This window comes from Streptomyces sp. NPDC020807 (genome assembly GCF_040641575.1).
Taxonomy (GTDB): Bacteria; Actinomycetota; Actinomycetes; order Streptomycetales; family Streptomycetaceae; genus Streptomyces.
This window is the reverse complement of sequence record NZ_JBFADU010000027.1, coordinates 44,769-66,214: the sequence shown is the minus strand read 5'-3', so window position 1 is coordinate 66,214 and position 21,446 is coordinate 44,769. Positions and strand designations below refer to the sequence as shown.

At 71.2% G+C, this 21,446-nt stretch carries 25 protein-coding genes; 13 read left to right on the top strand and 12 right to left on the bottom strand.

Annotation, left to right across the window (positions count from 1 at the left end; translation table 11 throughout):
* Window positions 1-741: a DUF3558 family protein gene (locus AB0G79_RS28570; RefSeq protein ID WP_360811396.1), complete on the bottom strand. Its 741-nt coding sequence runs from the start codon at window positions 739-741 to the stop codon at window positions 1-3.
* Between the two features lie 125 nt (window positions 742-866).
* Window positions 867-1,805 (bottom strand): DUF3558 domain-containing protein, encoded by a 939-nt coding sequence (locus tag AB0G79_RS28565; protein WP_360811394.1) that lies wholly within the window; start codon window positions 1,803-1,805, stop codon window positions 867-869.
* A 175-nt stretch (window positions 1,806-1,980) separates the two neighbouring features.
* Between AB0G79_RS28565 and AB0G79_RS28560 the strand changes: the two genes are divergently transcribed.
* Window positions 1,981-3,174, top strand: coding sequence for an RtcB family protein (locus AB0G79_RS28560; protein ID WP_360811392.1), 1,194 nt, complete (start codon window positions 1,981-1,983; stop codon window positions 3,172-3,174).
* A 59-nt stretch (window positions 3,175-3,233) separates the two neighbouring features.
* On the opposite strand, the gene AB0G79_RS28555 is transcribed toward AB0G79_RS28560, so the two are convergent.
* From AB0G79_RS28555 to AB0G79_RS28545, 3 genes are all read right to left on the bottom strand, one after another.
* Complete coding sequence (locus tag AB0G79_RS28555; RefSeq protein ID WP_360811390.1) at window positions 3,234-4,103, bottom strand: hypothetical protein; 870 nt, start codon at window positions 4,101-4,103, stop codon at window positions 3,234-3,236.
* A gap of 142 nt (window positions 4,104-4,245) precedes the next feature.
* Window positions 4,246-5,010 carry an SDR family NAD(P)-dependent oxidoreductase gene (locus tag AB0G79_RS28550; RefSeq protein ID WP_360811388.1) on the bottom strand — a complete coding sequence of 255 codons (765 nt, stop codon included), beginning with the start codon at window positions 5,008-5,010 and terminating at the stop codon, window positions 4,246-4,248.
* Between the two features lie 68 nt (window positions 5,011-5,078).
* A complete protein-coding gene (locus AB0G79_RS28545; protein ID WP_360811386.1) occupies window positions 5,079-5,414 on the bottom strand; it encodes a YnfA family protein in 336 nt (111 codons plus the stop codon).
* A 105-nt stretch (window positions 5,415-5,519) separates the two neighbouring features.
* Here AB0G79_RS28545 and AB0G79_RS28540 point away from each other — a divergent pair, with 105 nt between their 5' ends.
* Both AB0G79_RS28540 and AB0G79_RS28535 read left to right on the top strand, forming a co-directional pair.
* Complete coding sequence (locus tag AB0G79_RS28540; RefSeq protein WP_360811384.1) at window positions 5,520-6,020, top strand: hypothetical protein; 501 nt, start codon at window positions 5,520-5,522, stop codon at window positions 6,018-6,020.
* A gap of 23 nt (window positions 6,021-6,043) precedes the next feature.
* Complete coding sequence (locus AB0G79_RS28535; RefSeq protein WP_360811382.1) at window positions 6,044-6,529, top strand: MarR family winged helix-turn-helix transcriptional regulator; 486 nt, start codon at window positions 6,044-6,046, stop codon at window positions 6,527-6,529.
* A 9-nt stretch (window positions 6,530-6,538) separates the two neighbouring features.
* Here AB0G79_RS28535 and AB0G79_RS28530 read toward each other — a convergent pair whose 3' ends face one another.
* Both AB0G79_RS28530 and AB0G79_RS28525 read right to left on the bottom strand, forming a co-directional pair.
* On the bottom strand, window positions 6,539-7,276 hold the full coding sequence (locus AB0G79_RS28530) for a Mut7-C RNAse domain-containing protein (protein WP_360811380.1): 738 nt from the start codon (window positions 7,274-7,276) through the stop codon (window positions 6,539-6,541).
* Between the two features lie 56 nt (window positions 7,277-7,332).
* A complete protein-coding gene (locus AB0G79_RS28525) occupies window positions 7,333-8,220 on the bottom strand; it encodes an NAD(P)H-binding protein (protein WP_360811378.1) in 888 nt (295 codons plus the stop codon).
* Window positions 8,221-8,334: 114 nt separating this feature from the next.
* On the opposite strand from AB0G79_RS28525, the gene AB0G79_RS28520 reads away from it, so the two are divergent.
* Complete coding sequence (locus tag AB0G79_RS28520; RefSeq protein ID WP_360811376.1) at window positions 8,335-8,781, top strand: GNAT family N-acetyltransferase; 447 nt, start codon at window positions 8,335-8,337, stop codon at window positions 8,779-8,781.
* A 28-nt stretch (window positions 8,782-8,809) separates the two neighbouring features.
* Here the strand turns inward: AB0G79_RS28520 and AB0G79_RS28515 are convergent, their stop codons facing one another.
* On the bottom strand, window positions 8,810-9,355 hold the full coding sequence (locus AB0G79_RS28515; protein WP_360811374.1) for a GNAT family N-acetyltransferase: 546 nt from the start codon (window positions 9,353-9,355) through the stop codon (window positions 8,810-8,812).
* Window positions 9,356-9,369: 14 nt separating this feature from the next.
* Entirely contained in the window at window positions 9,370-10,227 is an 858-nt protein-coding gene (locus tag AB0G79_RS28510) for a helix-turn-helix domain-containing protein (RefSeq protein WP_360811372.1), read from the bottom strand.
* A gap of 65 nt (window positions 10,228-10,292) precedes the next feature.
* Between AB0G79_RS28510 and AB0G79_RS28505 the strand changes: the two genes are divergently transcribed.
* Complete coding sequence (locus AB0G79_RS28505; RefSeq protein WP_360811370.1) at window positions 10,293-10,877, top strand: TIGR03086 family metal-binding protein; 585 nt, start codon at window positions 10,293-10,295, stop codon at window positions 10,875-10,877.
* 20 nt (window positions 10,878-10,897) lie between these two features.
* On the opposite strand, the gene AB0G79_RS28500 is transcribed toward AB0G79_RS28505, so the two are convergent.
* On the bottom strand, window positions 10,898-11,149 hold the full coding sequence (locus AB0G79_RS28500) for a hypothetical protein (RefSeq protein ID WP_360811368.1): 252 nt from the start codon (window positions 11,147-11,149) through the stop codon (window positions 10,898-10,900).
* 261 nt (window positions 11,150-11,410) lie between these two features.
* Between AB0G79_RS28500 and AB0G79_RS28495 the strand changes: the two genes are divergently transcribed.
* On the top strand, window positions 11,411-12,259 hold the full coding sequence (locus AB0G79_RS28495; RefSeq protein ID WP_360811366.1) for an ABC transporter substrate-binding protein: 849 nt from the start codon (window positions 11,411-11,413) through the stop codon (window positions 12,257-12,259).
* Window positions 12,260-12,267: 8 nt separating this feature from the next.
* Here the strand turns inward: AB0G79_RS28495 and AB0G79_RS28490 are convergent, their stop codons facing one another.
* Window positions 12,268-12,663 (bottom strand): MerR family transcriptional regulator, encoded by a 396-nt coding sequence (locus tag AB0G79_RS28490; RefSeq protein ID WP_360811364.1) that lies wholly within the window; start codon window positions 12,661-12,663, stop codon window positions 12,268-12,270.
* Between the two features lie 168 nt (window positions 12,664-12,831).
* The gene (locus tag AB0G79_RS28485) at window positions 12,832-13,440 is read right to left on the bottom strand and encodes a hypothetical protein (protein WP_360811362.1); all 609 of its coding nucleotides are present in this window, start codon (window positions 13,438-13,440) and stop codon (window positions 12,832-12,834) included.
* Between the two features lie 257 nt (window positions 13,441-13,697).
* Between AB0G79_RS28485 and hemL the strand changes: the two genes are divergently transcribed.
* The 7 genes from hemL to ccsB all read left to right on the top strand — a co-directional run bounded on the left by hemL (window position 13,698) and on the right by ccsB (window position 21,438).
* On the top strand, window positions 13,698-15,005 hold the full coding sequence (gene hemL, locus AB0G79_RS28480; protein ID WP_360811360.1) for a glutamate-1-semialdehyde 2,1-aminomutase: 1,308 nt from the start codon (window positions 13,698-13,700) through the stop codon (window positions 15,003-15,005).
* A complete protein-coding gene (locus AB0G79_RS28475) occupies window positions 15,002-15,697 on the top strand; it encodes a histidine phosphatase family protein (protein WP_360811358.1) in 696 nt (231 codons plus the stop codon). Before hemL ends, AB0G79_RS28475 begins: the two co-directional genes overlap by 4 nt.
* 189 nt (window positions 15,698-15,886) lie before the next feature.
* Window positions 15,887-17,164 (top strand): hypothetical protein, encoded by a 1,278-nt coding sequence (locus AB0G79_RS28470; RefSeq protein WP_360811439.1) that lies wholly within the window; start codon window positions 15,887-15,889, stop codon window positions 17,162-17,164.
* A gap of 99 nt (window positions 17,165-17,263) precedes the next feature.
* Entirely contained in the window at window positions 17,264-17,887 is a 624-nt protein-coding gene (locus AB0G79_RS28465) for a TlpA disulfide reductase family protein (RefSeq protein WP_360811356.1), read from the top strand.
* A gap of 4 nt (window positions 17,888-17,891) precedes the next feature.
* Window positions 17,892-18,629 carry a cytochrome c biogenesis protein CcdA gene (locus tag AB0G79_RS28460; protein WP_360811354.1) on the top strand — a complete coding sequence of 246 codons (738 nt, stop codon included), beginning with the start codon at window positions 17,892-17,894 and terminating at the stop codon, window positions 18,627-18,629.
* 5 nt (window positions 18,630-18,634) lie between these two features.
* Complete coding sequence (locus tag AB0G79_RS28455; RefSeq protein ID WP_360811352.1) at window positions 18,635-20,356, top strand: cytochrome c biogenesis protein ResB; 1,722 nt, start codon at window positions 18,635-18,637, stop codon at window positions 20,354-20,356.
* Window positions 20,353-21,438 carry a c-type cytochrome biogenesis protein CcsB gene (ccsB, locus tag AB0G79_RS28450; protein ID WP_360811349.1) on the top strand — a complete coding sequence of 362 codons (1,086 nt, stop codon included), beginning with the start codon at window positions 20,353-20,355 and terminating at the stop codon, window positions 21,436-21,438. Before AB0G79_RS28455 ends, ccsB begins: the two co-directional genes overlap by 4 nt.
* Window positions 21,439-21,446 lie beyond the last annotated feature (8 nt).

The following is a 21,446-nucleotide window of genomic DNA, read 5'->3' as shown; positions in this document are numbered from 1 at the left end:
CTACTTGTTGGCCACCGCGACCGCAGCGACGGCCTCCTTGGCCGCCTTCACCGCACCGGTCGTGATCGACTTCTGCGACGGGGCGTCGGCGCCCGCGTACCCGGCGCCGTTGTACGACAGCAGCACCAGGACGTTGCCCGTGCGGGCGACCACCGACGTGTAGACGAAGTCCTCGCCCGTCTTGCGCAGCTGGTACGTGACCGTCTTCGCCTCGTCGCCGATGCCCGTCGCGGTGGCCGTCGCCAGCTTCTTCGCGCCCGCCGTCTGCTGGACCTTGGTCAGCTCCTTCGCGAAGTTCTCCTCCGCGCGCTCCTGGCCGCTGCCGAGCGACACGTCGGAGTCGTACCGGTAGAAGGAGACGTCGAGCCAGCGGTACTGGGAGCCGTCGACGCCCTTGTCGTCGAGGCCGTTCCACGAGCAGCCGGTGCGGCTGTTCACGTCGCTCGACGCCGCCCGCGTGCCCTTCTTCGTCTTCGCGTCCGGCACCAGCGAGGCCGTCGTCTTCGCCGAGATCGCCTTGCAGACGTCGGGCAGCTTCGCGAACTTCGCCGGGGCGACCGTCGGCGTCGGCGAGGGGGTGGGCGTCGCGGAGGCCGACGCGGCCGCCTTGTCGCCCGAGCCCGTCTTGCCGGAGCCCGAGTCGGAGCCGTCGGAGCCGGAGGAGCAGCCGGCGGCGACGAGCATCACCGGGACGGCGGCGCAGGCGAGTATGCGGGGGAGGCGCGAGGCTGATCGCTGCATGGTTCCTTCAGTCGCTTGTCGTGCGGTCCGGCGGCCGGTCGGCCGGCTGCCACGGCCGGCGGGCGGCCACGGGTACGCCGACACGTTACGTGGTCGCCGTCCGCTCACGGAGCGGAAGCGGACGGCTACTCCTCCAGGCGCTCGGCCAGCCGACGGGCCAGCTTCTGGGCCTTCGCCTGCAGTTCTTCGCTGTCGGGGCCCTCGGGGGAACCCGTCGTCTGCTCCCGGTAGGCGATGGTCACGATCACGTTCGATGTGCGGAACACCACGCTGACGGCCCGCTGGCGGCCGCTCGCGCCGACGGTGGTCAGGCGGTCGTCGACGTACGCGATGTCGCCGAGGCCGTCGAGGACGCGGGGTTCGAGACCGGTGGCCTTCGCGTCGGGCGTCGCGCCGTCGGACGGGCTCGTCGTGTCCGACGGGGCCGTCGTGGCCGCCGCGGTCGTCGGGCCCGGCGCGCTCGTCGTCGCCGAGGCGATGGCGGAGGCGCCGGAGGCGCCGGATGCACCGGAGGCGGGCGCCGTGGGGGTCTTGGGGGCGACGGTCGGGGTCTTGCCGGGGGTGCCCGTGGTGCCGGTGGTGCCCGTGGGGGTCGGCGGGGTCGTCGGCGGCACGGGGATGCCCGCCGCGAGCTGCTTGCGCAGGTACACCTCCTGCGCGCGGGCGTCGTCGCTCACGGCGGGGTCGTACGAGACCACCCGTTCGACGTCGAGCACGAGCCGGTGCGAGAGCTCCGGGCTGTCGGCCTTCCAGGTGCAGCCGACCCGCCGGTCCGTGTCGTACGTGACGGCCGGCGAGCCGCGGTACGCCTTGGCGCGCTCCGGGTCGGGCAGCGCCTCCGCGCCCGGGAGCAGGTCCCTGAGCATGGCCTGCGGGACGGAGCCGCAGGCCTCGAAGAGGGTGCGGTAGCGGCCGGGGGGCGCGAGGGGGGTGGCGGCGGTGCCGGCCTTGGCGTCGATGGCGGCCTTGTCCATCTGGGAGCCGGCCGAGCAGCCGGTGAGTCCGAGCCCGAGGCCCAGACCGATGACGCCGGTGAGGACGGCGGCGTGCCTCTTTCGCTGCACGGTCCCAGGCTCCCTTCTCCCGAGGTCTCTTCCCGAAAACTGTTTGCGGCGCGAACCCGGCCGATGGACACAATGTCTATCGCACACGCAGCTGTTGATGCCGGTCCGCTGTCACCTGTACGGGCTTTGGCTCCGGTTTTTGCGTTATCAGACTTTTCGGGGGAAACGAGGAAGTATGTCGTACGTAGAGGTACCGGGGGCGAACGTGCCCATCCGGATGTGGACCGATCCTTCCACGGTCGACGACGGAGCGATGCAGCAGCTCCGGAACACGGCGACGCTTCCGTGGATCAAGGGCCTCGCCGTGATGCCGGACGTGCACTACGGCAAGGGCGCGACGGTCGGCTCGGTGATCGCGATGCGGGGTGCGGTCTGTCCGGCGGCGGTTGGCGTGGACATCGGCTGCGGCATGTCCGCGGTCAGGACGTCCCTCACGGCGAACGACCTGCCGGGCGACCTGTCGCGGCTGCGCTCCAAGATCGAGCAGGCCATCCCGGTGGGACGCGGGCTCCACCGCGAGGCGGTGGACCCGAAGCGGCTGTACCAGTTCCCGACGGCGGGGTGGGACGACTTCTGGTCGCGGTTCGACGGGGTCGCGGACGCGGTGAAGTTCCGGCGGGAACGGGCAGTTACGCAAATGGGAACCCTTGGCCAAGGCAACCATTTCGTGGAATTTTGTGTCGATACATCCGATTCGGTCTGGCTCATGCTGCACTCCGGATCCCGGAACATCGGCAAGGAGCTCGCCGAATACCACATCGGCGAGGCGCGGAAGCTGCCGCACAACCAGGGCCTCGTCGACCGCGATCTCGCGGTGTTCGTCGCGGACACCCCGCAGATGGCGGCGTACCGGCACGACCTCTTCTGGGCGCAGGAGTACGCGAAGTACAACCGCGCGATCATGATGGCGCTCTTCCAGGAGGTCGTCCGCCGGGAGTTCCGCAAGGCGCGCGTGACCTTCGAGCCGGTGATCTCCTGCCACCACAACTACGTGGCGGAGGAGAGGTACGAAGGCGTGGACATGCTGGTCACGCGGAAGGGCGCGATCCGGGCCGGCTCCGGGGAGTTCGGGATCATCCCGGGCTCGATGGGCACGGGTTCGTACATCGTGAAGGGCCTCGGGAACGCCGCCTCGTTCAACTCCGCCTCGCACGGCGCAGGTCGGCGGATGAGCCGGAGCGCGGCGAAGCGGCACTTCACGACGAAGGACCTGGAGGAGCAGACGCGGGGTGTGGAGTGCCGCAAGGACTCCGGCGTCGTGGACGAGATCCCGGGCGCGTACAAGCCGATCGAGAAGGTCATCGACCAGCAGCGGGACCTCGTGGAGGTCGTCGCGAAGTTGAAGCAGGTCATCTGCGTGAAAGGCTGAGGTCGAACGGGAACGGGGTGCCGCGTTTGCGGCACCCCGTCATGGGTTTTCGCCACGTGCTACTCGGCAGGCGTTGGTGTCTGGCCAGTGCGGAGTCGCCATAGGCGCATGGCGCAGCTCTGCTCGGTGCGGTCAAGGGCGGTGGCTGCGGTGGCGGGGTCGCCGCGGCGCAGCAGTTCGCGGTCGTCCGCTGCCGTCCAGCGCTTTCGCGGGGGTGCGAACTTCATGTCCGCGGGGCGCACCCAGGTCTGGATGGAGGCCGCGTTGGCCTTCTTGTGGTCCAGGCCGAGACAGCCCGGGTAGTAGAGATGCCTCGCCAGCTGCTGCGCCTGCTCCTTGTAGTACGTGATGACGTAGACCTGATCGCGGGCGTTCCGGCGGGCGATACGTTCGGCACCCGTGATCTTCTTCGCGTAGTGGCACAGGTACACGGCCATGGCCGTGCTCGCCGACGTGAAGGAGAGGAACGGGATGCCTTCGGCTGTCCAGCCGAGCGATCCGTCGGCGTCGATGGCCCCACGGATGTAGTCCGGCCGAGAGAACTCGACGCGGGGTGGCTTGATGATCCACGACTTCTTGCCGTAGGGGATGCCGAGCCTGTTGACGATGGTCCTGGCTTCGAGGGCGCACAGAGTCCATGTGGCCGAGTGGTGTTCCTTGGCGAAGTTGGTGGCGCGGACTCGCTCCGTGATGGAGCTGTTGTACGGGGTCAGGCGCTGGAACTCGTGGAGGATGTGCGCATCCCGAGCATTGATCTCGGCGGTCAGCCTGCCCTTCTGGCCTGAGCCTTGGGCCAGGTGCCCGTCGGCCTGGAGGAAGCCGAACATGTAGGCGTAGTTCGGGTCTTCCAGGTCCATGAACGTCGGTGCGGTGGGGGCGAGGTCGCCGAGGTCGAAGAGCGTGGGCGCGCTAGGGTCCTGTTCAACCATGGGAAGTGTTGCCTTCCTGATGGTGAGGCCCTCGGCCGGGACTGTAATCCCTGCCGAGGGCCGTTCTGTATGGAGTTGTCTTCGACGGTAGGTCGGGTTTTCTGGTGACGTGTGGGTGATCGAAAGGGGTCACCCGTACGTGTCAGAGCTCGCGGTGGACCTTGGTGTTGGAGGCCTGGGCGCGGGGGCGGACGACCAGGAGGTCGATGTTGACGTGCGGGGGGCGGGTGCAGGCCCAGGTGATGGTGTCGGCGACGTCGTCGGCCGTCAGGGGGGCGGCGACGCCCGCGTAGACCTTGGCGGCCTTCTCGCTGTCGCCGCGGAAGCGGGTGGTGGCGAACTCGTCGGTCTTGACCATGCCGGGGGCGATCTCGATGACGCGGACCGGGGTGCCGACGATCTCCAGGCGGAGGGTCTCGGCGATGACGCGGGCGCCGTTCTTGGCGGCGACGTAGCCCGCGCCGCCCTCGTAGGTGCCGTGGCCGGCGGTGGAGGAGAGGACGACGACCGTGCCGTCGCCGCTCGCGGTGAGGGCGGGGAGCAGGGCCTGGGTGACGTTGAGGGTGCCGATGACGTTGGTCTCGTACATCTGGCGCCAGTCGGCCGGGTCGCCGGTGGCGACGGGGTCGGCGCCGAGGGCGCCGCCGGCGTTGTTGACGAGGACGGCGAGGGTGCGGAAGGCGGTGGCGAACTCGTCGACGGCGGCGCGGTCGGTGACGTCGAGGGCGTAGGCGGTGGCCTGGTGGCCGGCCTCGTTGATCTCGGCGGCGAGGGCCTCGATGCGGTTCTTGCGGCGGGCGGTGAGGACGACGCGGTAGCCGGCGGCGGCGAGCTGCCTGGCGGTGGCGGCGCCGATTCCGCTGCTCGCTCCGGTGATGACGGCGATGGGGGTGCCGGCGGCGGTCATGGTGGCGTGCTCCTCGCGCAGGTGGTCGATTCCGTGGATCGCCCGGTCAGGATAGGTCGGGGCGGGGGCTATCGGCCTCGGGGGGCGTACATGATCAGGGCCATGCCGGCGAGGCAGACGAGTGCGCCCGCCACGTCCCAGCGGTCGGGGCGGTAGCCGTCGGCGACCGTGCCCCAGGCGATCGATCCGGCGACGAAGACGCCTCCGTAGGCGGCGAGGACGCGGCCGAACTCGGCGTCGGGCTGGAGGGTGGCGACGAAGCCGTAGGCGCCGAGGGCGATGATGCCGCCGCCGATCCAGATCCAGCCCCGGTGCTCCCGTACGCCCTGCCAGACGAGCCAGGCTCCCCCGATCTCGAAGAGGGCGGCGAGGAGGAAGAGGGCTGCGGAGCGTGCGATGAGCATGGGGAGAGCGTCGCACGGTGGGGCTGAGCGGGTGGTTCGGGCGCGTCTCTGACAGGGTGTCAGGAGATCGGGGGCTTGGTGGCTATTTTTGTGCTTATGCGACGAATGAGCCTGTCTGTGCTGGGAGTGGTGTGTGCGGGGGCGCTGGTGGCCGGAGCCGGTGCGGGCGCCGGGGCCGTGGAGCCGGGGGCCGTGGGGTCCGGGGGTGGCGAGTGGGGCGTGGTCGAGGCGGACCTCGCCCACCACGGGCACGTCTCCCTCTGGGACGGGCGGGTCGGGGTCTGGGTGGTGAGCGAGAACCACGGGCCCTCCGATCTCTCCCAGGCCACCGTCCGGCTCGCCTTCTCCGTGCCGATGACGGGCGAGCAGGCGCTGCCTCCGGACTGCCTGTGGAGCAGCGACCGGGTGGTGTCCTGCCGGACCGGCGCGCTGCGGGCCGCCGGGGCCGCCGGCGAGCTGGCGCTCGACCTGCGGACCGCCGGTCTTCCGGACGAGATCACGGTGGACGTCAGTACGGCCTGGCGGGACGGGAAGGCCGACCGGAATCCCCGGAACGACCGCCATCGCGTGCTCGTGCTCGCCACCGGGGATCCCTACGTGTTCTGACGCGCGGTTCGTACAATCCCTGCATGACGCAGAAGAGTTCCGCCCGGCGTGAGGCGCTCATGACCGAGCTGTACGGCGAGGCCCGGCGCTACATGGCCTCCTACGCCCTGTTCAACCAGGCCGTCGCCGACCATCTGCGGCTCCACCCGACCGACGTGCAGTGCCTGAACCTGCTCAGCCTGGAGGACGGGCCGGTGACGACCGGGCGGGTGGCCGAGCTGACCGGGCTCACCACGGGCTCCGCCACGCGGCTCGTGGACCGGCTGGAGAAGGCCGGGTACGTGACGCGCGAGCGGGACACGGAGGACCGGCGCCGGGTCCTGGTGGCGCTCGTGCCCGGCCGGATGGCCGAGCTCGCCGCGCTGTGGCGGAAGCTCAACGGCACCTGGGGCACGATGTTCGACGTTTACAGCGATGCCGAGGTCGCGCTTCTCATCGCGCACATGCGGCGGACCGTCGAGGTCAGTGCCGCGCAGGTCGAGCGGCTCCGGAGCGGCGAGCTCGGCTGAGGCCGCCGCTCAGCCGGCGGTCGCGCCGCCGAACTCGGTGACCGCGTCCGCGACGATGGCCTCCAGGCGGGCGTGGTGGGCGCCGCGCCAGTAGACCCGCCCGCACTCCTCGCACTCCGCGAACACGTCGTACGTCTTCTCCGTGCCCTGCTCCAGGCGCTCGCGCACGGCGTCCTTGTCGGCGGTCGAGAGCAGACCGTTGCACGCCGTGCAGCGGGTCCAGGGCGCCAGTGGGGGTGCGAAGCGCTCCAGGACGTCGCGGAGCTGGTCCTCCGGGCGGTCGCTGTAGACGTACGCGCCCGCCCAGAGCTCCCTGCGGCGCAGCAGCCCGCGGTCGCGCGAGAGCATCACGCGCCGCTCCCGCGCCGACAGCGCGGCGAGCGCCGGGTCGCCGATGTCCTCGCTCTCGTACGCCGCGTCCACGCCGAGCAGGCGCAGGCGCCGCGCGAGCGTGCCGAGGTGCACGTCGAGCAGGAACCGGAGCGGGGCGCCGGGGACCGTCTGCGGTCGTGCGACGGCCTCCACCTCGACCCTCTCTCCCGCGGCCGGTACGTGCGAGGCGGCCACCGGTTCGCCGTCGACGAGCAGGCGTCCGGCCTCGGTGAGCGGGACGCCGAGCGACTCCACGACGTGGCCGAGCGAGGAGGCGCCGTCGGTGGTCACGGGGGTGGGTCCCTTGCGCCGCTCCGCCGAGACGAAGAGGTGCAGGCCGGGGGCGAAGCTGAGGTGGATCTCCGGTCCGTTCACGGGGACAGGATGGCACCGGGGTGGGGGAGGGGCCAGGTAATTCCGGGGGTGGCCGGTCAGGGGCGGAAGGCTCTCGCGTGGTCCGCCACCCACTCGGCGAAGGTGCGGGGCGGGTGGCCCGTCAGCTGCTCGACGGTGTCGGTCAGCGGGACCGGGCGGCGGTCGTGGGACGCCCAGTAGGAGAGCAGGGCGTCCGCGAAGGGGGCCGGCATGTGGCCTGCGACGGACTCCTTCCACTCCTGCGGGGTGGTGACGGTGTGGGGTGCGGGGCGGCCCGTCACCCGCTCCACGGTCGCGAGCTGCTCGGTGAAGTCCAGTGATTCGGGGCCGGTCAGGAGGTAGGAGGAGCCGCGCAGTCGGGGCTGGGTGAGGACGGCGAAGGCGGCCTCCGCGATGTCGCGCTCGTGGAGGGGGTCGCCGTGGGAGTGGGGGTGGGGGAGGGCGGGCGCGTGTCCGGTCCGGAGGGCGCGGGCCCACTGGAGGGCGTTGGCGGCGAAGGCGCCCGGCTGGAGGTGGGTGGCCTCGAGGGCTCCGGTGTCCGCGACGGCGGCGAGGGCGCGTTCGGCGGCGAGGTGGGAGGCGGCGATGGCGTTCTCCTCGGCGTCCGGGGCGAGCACGGAGCTGGAGGAGAGGAGCGCGATGTGCTCCACGCCGGCGGCGCGGGCCCGCTCGGCGAAGGCGCGGGCGTGGACCGCCTCGGCGTAGAGGAAGACGGAGTCGACGCCGGTGAGGGCCGTGTCGAAGGTGGCGGGGTCGGCGAGGTCGCAGTGGACGGTGTCGACTCCGGGGGGTGGTGAGAGGTCGGCGGGGTCCTTGGAGCCGGCCCTGGCCTTGATGCCCGCGCTCGCGAGGAGGTCGAGGAGGGCGGTGGCGACGCGGCCGCGGCTGCCGGTGACGAGAACGGTCGTGCAGGTCGTGGAGGTCGTGGAGGTCGTGGAGGTCATGGCTCATCCCTTGCGTGAAAGAGTTGCGTGAGGAAGAATCTGCGTTACGCAGATAAATATCCGCGAGGTCCCCGCCCCCGTCAACCCTGAAAAAACCTGGGGTACCGTCCCGGCATGAAGATCATCGACCTTGAGCCCGGCGACCCCCGGCTGGAGAGCGACCTGCTGCCGGTCCTGCTCGAACTCCGCCCGCACCTCACCCCCGAGCTCTTCCGCGAGGTCTACGAGACCGGGCACCCCCAGGGGCTGCGGTTCAGCGCCGCCTACGCCGACGGGGGCCGCTGTGTCGGCGCGGCCGGGTGGCGGATCGTCATCAACACGAGCTCCCTGCGCAAGCTCTACGTCGACGACCTCGTGACCGCCGGCGCCGAGCGTTCCGGTGGCGTCGGCCACGCGCTCGTCGAGCACCTGGAGGGTCACGCCCGCGCGGCCGGCTGCCACGAGCTCAACCTCGACTCCGGCACCCACCGCACCGGCGCCCACCGCTTCTACCTGCGCGAGCGCTTCGACATCGTGGCCTTCCACTTCACCCGGCCGCTCACCGCACCGGACGCCGGCTAGGCCGGACGCCGGCTAGGCCGGACGCCGGCTAGGCCGGTTCGCGGGCCAGGTCGAGCCGCCAGTTCCGGCAGGTCATCGTGTGCCCCGGCGGGTACTCGAAGGACAGCTCGCCGAGCGGTTCGAAACCCGCCTTGCGGCACACCGCGTTCGACGCCGTGTTGTCCACGGACGGGAACGCGTGCAGATGGCGGTGGAGGCCCGCGGCCCGTGCCTCCGCCGCCACCGAGCGCGTGGCGGACGTCGCCACCCCGCGGCCCTGAAAGCCCGGAAGGACCGTCCAGCCCGTCTCGTACACCGGCTGCCCCTCCCACTCGCGGACCCAGAAGCCGATGCTGCCCGCCACCGCCTCCTCCGGCAGCAGCACGATCCGGAACATCCGCCCCGCGCCCGAGCGGTCCGCGCTCAGGTCCACGTACCGCCGGTGGCGCCGCTCCAGCCGCTCCTCGGTCTCCGGGCCGCCGAGGTGCTCCATCAGCTCCGGCGCGTTCAGGGCGCGCAGCAGCCCCGCGTCCGCCTCGGACCAGGGTTCCAGGCGAACGCCCCTGGTGTCGCGGCTCGTCTTCGTCGTCGTCATGGCCGAACGGTAGGTCAGGGCACCGACAGCCCCCGGGCGTACGCCGTCGGGGGCACTCCGATCGTCGCCGTGAAGTCCCTTACGAGATGGGCCTGGTCGCTGTAGCCCAGCTCGGCGGCGAGCGCGGGCCAGTCCACGCCGGCCTCCGCCGTCCCCGCCGTCCCGGCCCGTTCCAGGGCCTCGTGGATGCGGTAGCGCAGGATCACCCACTTCGGTCCCACGCCGACGTGCGAGGCGAACAGCCGTTGCAGGGAGCGGGCGGAGAGGCCCGACGCGGCGGCCAGTTCGGAGGCCTTGCGGATCGCGCGGTCCGCGCGGGCCTGCTCCACCAGCTCCATCGCCTGCGCGGCCGCCGCGTCGGGGGCGGGGCCGAGGGCCAGGAGGAAGGCGTCGAGCGCCGCCACGCGCGCGTGGTCCTCGTCGGGGGACAGGACGCCCGGGACCGCGAGCTCCGGCCCGCCCGGGAAGACCTCGCCGAGCGGCACCCGGCGGCCCGTCCACACCGACACCGGCCACGCCGGCGCGAAGGGGCGGAAACCGCCCGGCCGGAACTGCACCCCGCAGACCCGGCCCGCGCCCGACAGCCGCTGCGTGAAGAGGCCGAGGCCGACCCCGGAGACCTCGGCGGACGCCTCGGCCTCCGCCGACGGGCCGTCCAGTCGGCCGTAGCGCTGGAAGACCACGTTCACCGACGGGTGCGGGACGACGTGCGTCGCGTACGGTTCCGGCAGCGCCCAGTCGATCAGCCAGTAGTGCTCGAGGAAGGGCCGCAGCTCGGGCGCCGGTGTGTGGCGGCGGAAGCGGACGCGGGCGAGCAGCTCGGCGGGGTCGACGATGCCCCGGGTGTCCCTGCGGGGGGTCGGGGTGGCCATGGCGCGCGTACTCCTGACGTGTTTCTTCAAGACGGCTGACGCCATGATCGCTTAGCGTCGATTCCATGACGAACCAGGACCTTCCCCGCATCGCCGATCTGCTGCACACCGCCGCCTCGCAGGCCACGCCCCTGGTCGGCGACATCGACGACGCCTCGCTCGACGCGCCCACGCCCTGCTCCGAGTACGACGTGCGGGCGCTGCTCAACCACCTCTTCGGGGTCGTCGTGAACTTCCAGGCGCTCGCCGCGAAGCAGCCGGCCGACTTCTCCGAGCTTCCCGACCGGGTCGCCGAGGCCGACTGGCGGGACCGTTTCGCGGCGGAGGCCGGGAAGCTGGTCGCCGCCTGGGCGGAGCCCGGCGCCGACGAGGGGACCTCCGGCGCGATGGGGCTTCCCGCGCGGACCGTCGGCTCCATGGTGCTGCTCGACCTGACCGTCCACGCCTGGGACCTGGCCCGCGCCACCGGGCAGCCCTTCGAGCCCGACCCGGCCGTGGTGGACGGGCTCGTCGAGGAAGTGGAGAAGATGGCGCCCATGGCCCGCGAGATGAACGTCTTCGGCGACTCCGTCGAGCTGCCCGAGGGCGCCTCGGCCTTCGAGCGCCTGCTCGCGACGACCGGCCGCGACCCGCGCGCGTGGGCGGCCTGAGCCGCCCGCACGGGGGCGCCTCAGCGCAGGCGGCCCGGGGCGGTCAGGGAGAGACGGGAGACGAGCCGGCCGAAGGCGTCCTCTTCCTCCCGGGTCAGGGCCACCGACTCCTGCGGGTGCCAGACGCGCTCCAGCGGCGTCGCCGCGGCACGCTCGCGGCGGTCGCGGGCACGGCTGCGCAGGCTCATCGCCAGCCAGATCGCCGTCGACGCGGCGAGCAGGGCGAAGAGCGTGATCACGCGGGGGTCAGAGAACTGGCCGGGGAAGGACATGGCTCACTCCAGGACGTGAGAGCCCTCCGTACGCGACGCGCCCTGGCAGGGGTGCGCGGGTACGGCAGGCGGTGGTGATTCCTGCTGCTTCCTCCCGACCCGCTCAGTTAACACCAACCTGGGGGCCTTTCGGCAGGGGGGTCCGGGACCAAAGTCCCGGAAACGGTTGTCCACAGGTCCCTGCAGGCCCTCTTGTGCGGGCTCCGTCGTCGCCCCACTGTGGCGGGAGGAGACAGAACGCGTCGGGGAGGGAGTGCCCGCATGTCCGGAGCGCAGCCGTGGGCTTTCACGGACGACAGGGGAGTGGAGTCGGTCGCGGCCCGTGTGCCGGAGCGGGTCGTGGCGTACGTACGGGCCGGGGCGGCCCTGCTCGACCTGGGGGTGGCGCCGGTCGGCGTCTACGGGTCGGGGCACGACGGGGCCGGTCTCGACCCCGCCAAGGCCGGTCGCCTCGGTGACGCGGGGGTGCCGTATCTCGGCGGCGGGCGTGGGCTCGACGAGGGGGTGCTCCGGGAGGCGCGGCCCGACCTGGTCGTCGACGTCACCTACGACGGCAAGGGCCCGTACGCCCTCGACGAGGCCGTCGTCGAGCGGCTCGGCATACCGCTCGTCGCGCTCTCCGTCGGCAACGAGCTCAGCCTCCCCGGGATCCTCGGGCGCTTCGACGCGCTGGCCGGCTCCCTCCGGGGCGGGCCGGCCGCCGGGGCCGGAAGTGGTTCCAGCGGTCTCGCCGACGCGGAGGACGTGCTTCGGGAGGCCGCCGGGCGGAGCGCGCTGTCCGTCCTCGCGCTCTCCGGCGGCGGGTCCGGGCAGGTGCATCTCGCCCGGCCGGCGGCCTGGCCCGAGCTGGTGCGGCTCGCCGCGCTCGGTGTCCGGCTCGTCGACCCGGGGCCCGGTGCCGGGGTCAACTGGCTGACCACCGACTGGGGGCGCGTCGGTGAGCTCCGGCCGGACGTGGTGCTCTTCGACAACCGGGCGCACGCGGCGCCTCCGGGTTCGTACGGGATACCGGACGCCGCCCGGCTCGTGCCCTGGAACCCCGAGACCCCGCCGAGCCCGGACGCCTACGCTCGCTTCTTCCGGGGCGTGGCGGAGTACCTGGCCTCCTGAAGGGTCCGCTACGCGGGCGTCAGCCGGGTGCGGAGCGAGGTCGCGAACTCCTCCGCGCGGGCCAGCTGGGTGCGCAGTTCGTCGACGCGCTCCGCCGCCGCCTGTTCGTAGCGGCGGACGCGGTCGACGAGTGCCGCGCGGTCCTCCGGGGTCAGTTCCGTCTCCGTGCCGGGGCGGTCGGCGCTCAGCAGGTCCACGGCCGTGAGCAGTTCGCGGGTCTCGTCGAGCGTGAAGCCCAGCGGCTGCATGCGGCGGATCACCATCAGGCGGGACACGTCGGAGTCCGTGTAGAGGGGGAAGCCGCCGGGCGAGGCCGCCGAGGGCACCACCAGGCCCATGTCCTCGTACTGGCGGATCGTGCGCAGGGACAGTTCGGTCCGTGCGGCGACCTCCCGGAGCTGCATGGGTCCCACGGTCGTCCGTACTCCGCTCACACGCGTCACGTCCTCTCCCGGGCGTCCGGTGCCATGCCGGACGTCCCACCCTGCGCATTACATCCGATTCGTCCTAACTTCAGCACTTATGAATGCCGGGAGTGTCACGAAACGCCCGCAGACGTGCCTACAACACCCCTACGGCCACACCAGGCAGTACGGCTGGTGCCCCGCCTCGTGCAGGCGGACGGAGAAGTCCTGCCACTCGTGGAGCAGCTGGTAGACGTCGAAGGCGTCGCGCGGGCCGCCGCGGTCGGGGACCGTGGACCAGATGAAGGCGGCGGCGCCCACCGACTCCTCGCCGATCCCGCGCAGCGGGTCGACGACGGTCATCGGGAGCTTCACGACGGCGTAGTCGGGGTGGAGCACGACCAGTTCCAGCGGGGGCACCCGGTGCAGGGGCATGCCCTGGATGCCCGTCAGGACCATCGCCGCTATGGTCTCGGGCTTGATCTTGGTGAACATGCCGCCCATGCCGAGCTCGTCCCCGCCGAGCTCCTCCGGGCGCATCGAGATCGGGACGCGCGCGGCCGTGGCGCCGTCGGGCGCGCCGAAGTACTTGTACGTCACCCCCAAGCGGCCGCTCCCGCTCGTGCCGGCCCGGTCGTCCGGAGGGCCCGACGCTCCCGGAACGGTCGGGCTGCCGGACGCCGGTTCTTCGGACCGCCGGCGCCGGTGCCTGCCCCGCCGGGCAGACTCCGGACCCAGGTCGTCCGTCCCCTCGCCCGGTCCGCCACCGCGATGCATATCTCCACCCGACTGCTTTTTCTCGGCAACACGACCCCGCCGCGCAACCCGATCATCGTGTCAGTGACCTCCCCCGCACTCGTACGGTGAAACACCTGTCCGCAAGAACGTCGTGGCCTCTGACACCATGGATTCCGTGAGCCATCCCTATGACGCCCCAGTTTCGCAGACGCGACGGACAACCGCCCCGGCGTAATCACAGGGTGTCCTCACCGACTCGTCCGTACTCGCAGCCGTATTCGCAGGTCAGGATCACAGTGCCGTATTCATACGAAGCCCCAGTCTCACAGACGCTTTTCGACCGCGCGTCCCTCGTGACGCCCGGCGGCGTGAACTCGCCGGTGCGTGCTTTCCGAGCCGTGGGTGGTACGCCCCGGTTCATGGTCTCCGGTGCCGGTCCGTACCTCACCGACGCCGACGGTCGCGAGTACGTCGACCTGGTCTGCTCGTGGGGACCGATGATTCTCGGCCACGCACACCCCGAGGTCACCGCCGCCGTGCAGGAGGCCGTGGCCCGCGGTACGTCCTTCGGCACGCCGGGCGAGGGCGAGGTCGCGCTCGCGGAGGAGATCGTCGCGCGCGTCGAGCCGGTCGAGCAGGTCCGGCTCGTCTCCTCGGGCACCGAGGCCACGATGTCCGCGATCCGGCTGGCCCGCGGCTTCACCGGTCGCGCCAAGGTCGTGAAGTTCGCCGGCTGCTACCACGGTCACGTGGACGCGCTGCTCGCCGCGGCCGGTTCCGGCGTCGCGACCCTCGGTCTGCCGGACACCCCCGGTGTGACCGGCGCCCAGGCGGGCGACACGATCGTGCTCCCCTACAACGACCTGGAGGCCGTGCGGGCCGCGTTCGCCGCGCACCCGGGCGAGATCGCCTGCGTCATCACCGAGGCCTCCCCGGGCAACATGGGCGTCGTCCCGCCGCTGCCGGGCTTCAACCAGGGCCTCGCGGACCTGTGCCGGGAGAACGGCGCGCTGTACATCTCCGACGAGGTCATGACCGGTTTCCGCACGTCGAAGGCGGGCTGGTACGGCGTCGACGGCGTCAAGGCCGACCTGCTGACCTTCGGCAAGGTCATGGGCGGCGGCTTCCCGGCCGCCGCGTTCGGTGGCCGCGCCGACGTCATGGGCCACCTCGCCCCGGCCGGCCCGGTCTACCAGGCCGGCACCCTCTCCGGTAACCCGATCGCCACCGCCGCCGGCCTCGCGCAGCTGCGGCTGCTCGACGACGCCGCGTACGAGAAGGTCAACGCGGTCTCGACGGAGATCCAGGGCCTCGTCACCGGCGCCCTCGCGAAGGAGGGCGTCGCGCACCGGCTGCAGACCGCCTCCAACATGTTCTCGGTCTTCTTCACCGCCGACGAGGTGCGGAACTACGAGGAGGCGAAGAAGCAGGAGGCCTTCCGCTTCAACGCCTTCTTCCACTCGATGCTCGCCGACGGCGTCTACCTGCCGCCGTCCGCCTTCGAGTCCTGGTTCGTCTCGGCCTCGCACGACGAGCGGGCGATCGAGCGGATCGCCGCCGCCCTGCCGGCCGCCGCGCGCGCCGCCGCGGAGGCGACCGCATGAGCGACCAGGCCACGCGGGACCAGGACATCACCGTCGTCCACCTGATGCGGCACGGCGAGGTCCACAACCCCGACGGTGTCCTGTACGGGCGCCGCGCCGGCTACCACCTCTCCGACCTGGGCCGTCAGATGGCGGACCGCGTCGCCGAGCACCTGGCCGGCCGCGACGTCACGTACGTCGTCGCCTCCCCGCTGGAGCGGGCGCAGGAGACGGCCACGCCCATCGCGAAGTCGCACGGCCTCGACCTGGCGAGCGACGAGCGGCTGATCGAGGCGGCGAACGTCTTCGAGGGCAAGACCTTCGGCGTCGGCGACGGAGCCCTGCGCAAGCCGGGCAACTGGAAGCACCTCACCAACCCGTTCCAGCCCTCGTGGGGCGAGCCGTACGTCGAGCAGGTCGTCCGGATGATGGGCGCGCTCGACGCGGCGAAGGACGCGGCCCGTGGTCACGAGGCCGTCTGCGTCAGCCACCAGCTGCCGATCTGGATCGTCCGCAGTTTCGTGGAGAAGCGGCGGCTGTGGCACGACCCGCGGCGGCGGCAGTGCACGCTGGCCTCGCTGACCTCGTTCACGTACCGCGGCGACAAGATCGTCTCCGTCGGCTACAGCGAGCCGGCCAGGGACCTCGTCCCCGCGCACCTGCTCGCCGGCGCGAAGCCGGTGAAGGGGAAGTCGAAGGCGTTCGGCGCGTAGCCCCTGTGCGGCGAAGCGCTATTGTCGGGGCGGTCAAGAGGTGTCCATGCCAAGGGGCACCGTCCGGGCCGCCCTGAAATATTTGTACTAATTCCCGGAACCTCCGTGTTCCGCCCTGCATCTCACTCATTGTCGGTTTGGATGACGTTTCGGTAGTACGTCAGCGCGAATGGGGATGGCATGCGCGGGATCAGCGGAATCAGTCGAAGGGGACTTCTCGGGGCGGGCGTCGGGGCCGCGGCGGCCATCGGGATCGCCGGCTGCGGCACCGGTGACGAGCGGAAGCCGGGGCGTTCCGGCCCCGGCAAGGGCGGTGACGCCACGGGTGATCCGACGACCCCCGCCCCGACCAAGGACGACGCCCGGCTCATCGGTGACGGTTCCACCGCCGACACCGGCAAGCAGCCGCACCAGCCCGACGCCCCCGTCCCGCTCGAACCCGGCCAGACGCCGCCGCAGTTCGTCGTCTTCTCCTGGGACGGCGCCGGCGAGGTCGGCAACGGCCTCTTCCCGCGCTTCCTCGACCTCGCCAAGAACCACGACGCGGCGATGACCTTCTTCCTCTCCGGGATCTACCTCCTCCCCGAGTCGAAGAAGAACCTCTACCGCCCGCCGAACAACCGCGTCGGCGCCTCCGACATCGGCTACCTCACCGACGAGCACATCAAGGACACCCTCAAGAACGTCCGGCGGGCCTGGCTGGAAGGCCACGAGATCGGCACCCACTTCAACGGCCACTTCTGCGGCGGCTCCGGCTCCGTCGGCAACTGGACCCCGGCGCAGTGGCAGAGCGAGATCGACCAGGCGATGAAGTTCGTCACCGAGTGGAAGACGAACAGCGGCTGGACCGACCTCGACCCGCTGCCCTTCGACTACTCCAAGGAGCTCGTCGGCGGCCGTACGCCCTGCCTCCTCGGCCAGGACAACCTGCTGCCCACCGCCAAGCGCCTGAACTGGCGCTACGACGCCAGCTCGCCCGGCGGCCGGCAGACCTGGCCGGTCAAGCGCCAGGGCATCTGGGACCTGCCGCTCCAGGCCGTGCCCTTCCCCGGGCACTCCTTCGAGGTCCTCTCGATGGACTACAACATGCTCGCCAACCAGTCGAAGAACACCACCAAGGGCATGCCCTCGCGCTACCCGGGCTGGCGCAAGCAGGCCACCGAGGCGCTCCTCGGCGGCTTCAACCGCGCATACGAGTCGAACCGCGCGCCCTTCTTCGTCGGCAACCACTTCGAGCAGTGGAACGGCGGCATCTACATGGACGCCGTCGAGGACGCGCTCAAGGGCATGGCCGGCAAGAAGGACGTCCGGCTCGTCTCGTTCCGTCAGTTCGTGGACTGGCTCGACGTCCAGGACCCGAAGATCCTCGCCAAGCTGCGCGGACTCGAGGTCGGGCAGAAGCCGGCCGGCGGCTGGAACACCTACCTCAGGCCCTCCGCGACCGCCACGGCCACGACGGCGCCCTGACTCCGTCACCGCCGCGCCTTAAGCCATCTTGACAAGGGGCTTTACGGGCACGTAGGGGGGTGCCCAAGATCCCCCAAACGCCCATGCGAAACTTTTCACATGAGCCTTAGCCTCGCCCGTCGTGCCTCACGACGCACCCAGCTCGCGGTCGGAGTCGTCGGAGTCCTGACCGCCGCCGTCACGCTCTCCGCGTGCTCCGGCGACAACAACGGCAAGTCCGGCGGCGGTGGCGGCACCAACTTCGTGACCAACACGGGGGGGATCGCCACCGTCGCCAAGGGCGAGCGCACGGCGCCCGAGAAGATCGCCGGCGAGACCCTCGAAGGCGAGCAGCTCGACGTCGCCGACCTCAAGGGCAAGGTCGTCGTCCTCAACGTCTGGGGCTCCTGGTGCGGCCCCTGCCGCGCCGAGGCCCCGCACTTCGCGAAGGTCGCCAAGGAGCTCAAGGGCCAGGACGTCGAGTTCGTCGGACTCAACACCCGGGACCCCAACAAGCAGCCCGCGATCGCCTTCGAGAAGGACTACGGGGTCCCGTACCCCAGCCTGTACGACCCGCAGGGCAAGCTCATCCTCTTCGGCTTCCCCAAGGGCACCCTCAACCCGCAGGCGATCCCCTCCACCGTCGTCCTCGACAAGGAGGGCAAGATCGCGGCCCGTTCGCTCATGGCCCTCGACGACGAGAAGCTCCGTTCGATGATCGAGCCGCTCCTCAAGGAGAAGTGAGCCGGTGAACGAGACGGTCACCAGCGGAGCCCTGCTGCTCGCCCTGCCCATCGCGGTCCTCGGCGGCCTGGTCTCCTTCTTCTCGCCGTGCGTCCTCCCGCTCGTCCCGGGCTACCTCTCGTACGTGACCGGGGTCACCGGCACCGACCTCGCCGAGAGCCGCCGCGGCCGGATGACCACCGGGGCCGTCCTCTTCGTGTTCGGCTTCACCGCCGTCTTCGTCTCCGGCGGCGCCCTCTTCGGCTACTTCGGGACGAACCTCCAGGAGTACCGCGACACGCTCTCCACGGTCCTCGGCGTGCTCATGATCGCCATGGGCGTCTTCTTCATGGGCCTCATGCCCTGGTTCACCCAGCGCGAGTTCCGCTTCCACAAGAAGCCCGCCGCCGGACTCGCCGGAGCCCCGCTCCTCGGCGCGCTCTTCGGCATCGGCTGGACCCCGTGCATCGGCCCGACCCTCGCCTCCGTCAACGCCCTCGCCATCGACCAGGCGAGCGCCGGCCGCGGCGCGGTCCTCGCCTTCGCGTACTGCCTCGGCCTCGGCGTACCGTTCGTCCTCGCGGCCGTCGCCTTCCGCAAGGCGCTCGGCGCGTTCAGCTGGGTCAAGAAGCACTACGTATGGGTCATGCGGATCGGCGGCGGGATGATGATCGTCACCGGCGTCCTGCTCCTCACAGGCGCGTGGGACAGCATGGTCGCCACGATGCAGGGCTGGTCCAGCGGTTTCACGGTGGGGATCTGAGTTCCATGAGCACAACCGACACGACGGAGACCGAGCGCGCCGCGGACGAGGCGGCCGGCGCCCAGCTCTCCACCGCCCCCCAGGAGGAGGCCCCGGCGCTCGGCGGCCCCACCCTCGGGCCCATCGGCTGGATCCGCTGGTTCTGGCGGCAGCTCACCTCCATGCGGGTCGCGCTGATCCTCCTCTTCATGCTCTCCCTCGGCGCCGTCCCCGGCTCCCTGGTCCCGCAGAGCAGCGCGGACGAGTTCAAGGTGCAGGCCTTCAAGGACGCCCACCCCACGCTGACGCCGCTCTACGAGAAGCTCCAGTTCTTCGACGTCTACAGCTCGGTGTGGTTCTCCGCGATCTACATCCTGCTGTTCGTCTCCCTCATCGGCTGCATCCTGCCCCGCACCTGGCAGTTCGTCGGCCAGCTCCGCAGCCGCCCGCCGGGCGCGCCCAAGCGCCTCACCCGGCTCCCCGCGTACGCGACCTGGCGCACCGAGGCCGAGCCCGAGGAGGTCCGCGCCGCCGCGCTCACCGTCCTCAAGGGCCGCCGCTTCCGCGCCCACACCGCCGGTGACGCCGTCGCGGCCGAGAAGGGCTATCTGCGCGAGGCCGGGAACCTGGCCTTCCACGTGGCCCTGATCGTCATGCTCGTCGCCTTCGCGTGGGGCCAGCTCTTCAAGTCCGAGGGCGGCAAGCTGATCGTCGAGGGCGACGGCTTCTCCAACACGCTCACGCAGTACGACGACTTCAAGTCCGGCTCCCAGTTCGGCACGGACGAGCTGGAGCCGTTCAGCTTCACCCTGAACTCCTTCACCGGTACGTACGAGAAGACCGGCCCGCAGCGCGGCACCCCGCGCACCTTCGAGGCCGACGTCACGTACTCCGAGGACGGCGGCAAGGAGAAGAAGGCCGTCATCCGGGTCAACGAGCCCCTGGAGGTCGGCGGCTCCAAGGTCTACCTGATCGCCCACGGCTACGCGCCCGTCTTCACCGTCAGGGACGGCAAGGGCAAGGTCGTCTTCCACGGCGCCGTGCCCATGCTGCCCGTCGACAACAACATCACGTCGACCGGCGCGATCAAGGTCATGGACGGCTACCGCGACAAGAACGGCGAGAGGGAGCAGCTCGGCTTCACCGCGCTGTTCGTGCCGACCTTCGCGGGCGAGGGCAAGGGGACGATGTTCTCCCAGTTCCCTGCCCTGGACTTCCCCGTCGTCGCGCTCACCGGCTACCACGGAAGCCTCGGCGTCGACTCCGGTCTGCCGCAGAACGTGTACCAGCTGGACACGAAGAAGATGAAGCAGTTCGAGCTCGACAAGGGCACCGGGAAGGCCGAGCGCCTGCTCCCCGGCGAGGCGATGACGCTGCCCGGCGGCGCCGGCTCGATCACCTTCGAGAAGGACATCAAGGAGTGGGCGAGCTTCCAGATCTCGCAGCAGCCGGGCAACGGCCTCGCCCTCGCGGGCGCGATCGCCGCGATCGCCGGTCTGACGGGTTCGCTCTTCATCCAGCGGCGCCGGGTCTGGGTCCGGGCCGTCCGCGGTGAGGACGGCGTGACCGTCGTCGAGATGGCCGGCCTCGGCCGGAGCGAGTCCGCCAAGCTGCCGGAGGAGCTGGGCGACCTCGCCGCCGCGCTCGCGGCGCAGGCGCCGCCCGCACCTCCCGCACCCACAGCAGCGGACGACCCCGCCGAAGAACCCGCCGAAGACCCTGCCCCTTCTGGAGAGGCCGACAAGTGACCCTCGCCGCCACGACCAACGAGAGCCTGGCGCAGCTGAGCGACCTGCTCATCTACTCCTCGATGGCCGTCTACACCCTGGCCTTCTTCGCCCACATCGCCGAGTGGGTCTTCGGCAGCCGCAGCAAGGTCGGCCGTACCGCCGCCGCGCTCACGCAGCAGAAGGCGGCGGCCGACGCGCCCGCCGTGACCGTCCGGGTCAAGGCCGGCGGCTCCACCGCCGTCCTCGACAAGCCGCAGGTCGTCACGCGGGCCGCGGCCGGCGCGCGGGACGTTCCGGACGGCCCCGGCGCGGCCGGCGGCACGGTCAAGGGCGACCTGTACGGCCGGATCGCCGTCTCGCTCACCGTCCTCGCCTTCCTGGTCGAGGCCTCGGGCGTGGTCACGCGCGCGCTGTCCGTGCAGCGGGCCCCCTGGGGCAACATGTACGAGTTCTCCACCACCTTCTCCACGGTGGCGGTCGGTGCGTACCTCGGCTTCCTCCTCGCGAAGAAGAACGTCCGCTGGATCGGTCTGCCCCTCGTGACGACCGTCCTGCTCGACCTGGGCATGGCCACGACCTGGCTGAAGACCCCCAGCGACCAGCTGGTCCCGGCGCTCGACTCGTACTGGTTGTGGATCCACGTCTCCACGGCGATCTTCTGCGGAGCGGTCTTCTACATCGGCGCGGTCGGCACCCTGCTGTACCTCTTCCGCGACTCGTACGAGAACAAGCTCGCCACCGGCGGCAACCCGGGCGCCTTCGCCCGCTCGGTCATGGAGCGCCTGCCCTCGGCGGCCTCGCTCGACAAGTTCTCGTACCGGGTCAACGCGGCGGTCTTCCCGCTCTGGACCTTCACGATCATCGCGGGTGCGATCTGGGCCGGTGACGCGTGGGGCCGCTACTGGGGCTGGGACGCCAAGGAGGTCTGGTCCTTCATCACGTGGGTCGGGTACGCGGCGTACCTGCACGCGCGGGCCACGGCGGGCTGGAAGGGGCGGAAGGCCGCGTACATCGCGCTCATCGCCTTCGCCTGCTTCCTGTTCAACTACTACGGCGTGAACATCTTCGTGAGCAGCAAGCACTCGTACGCGGGCGTCTGAGCCCACGG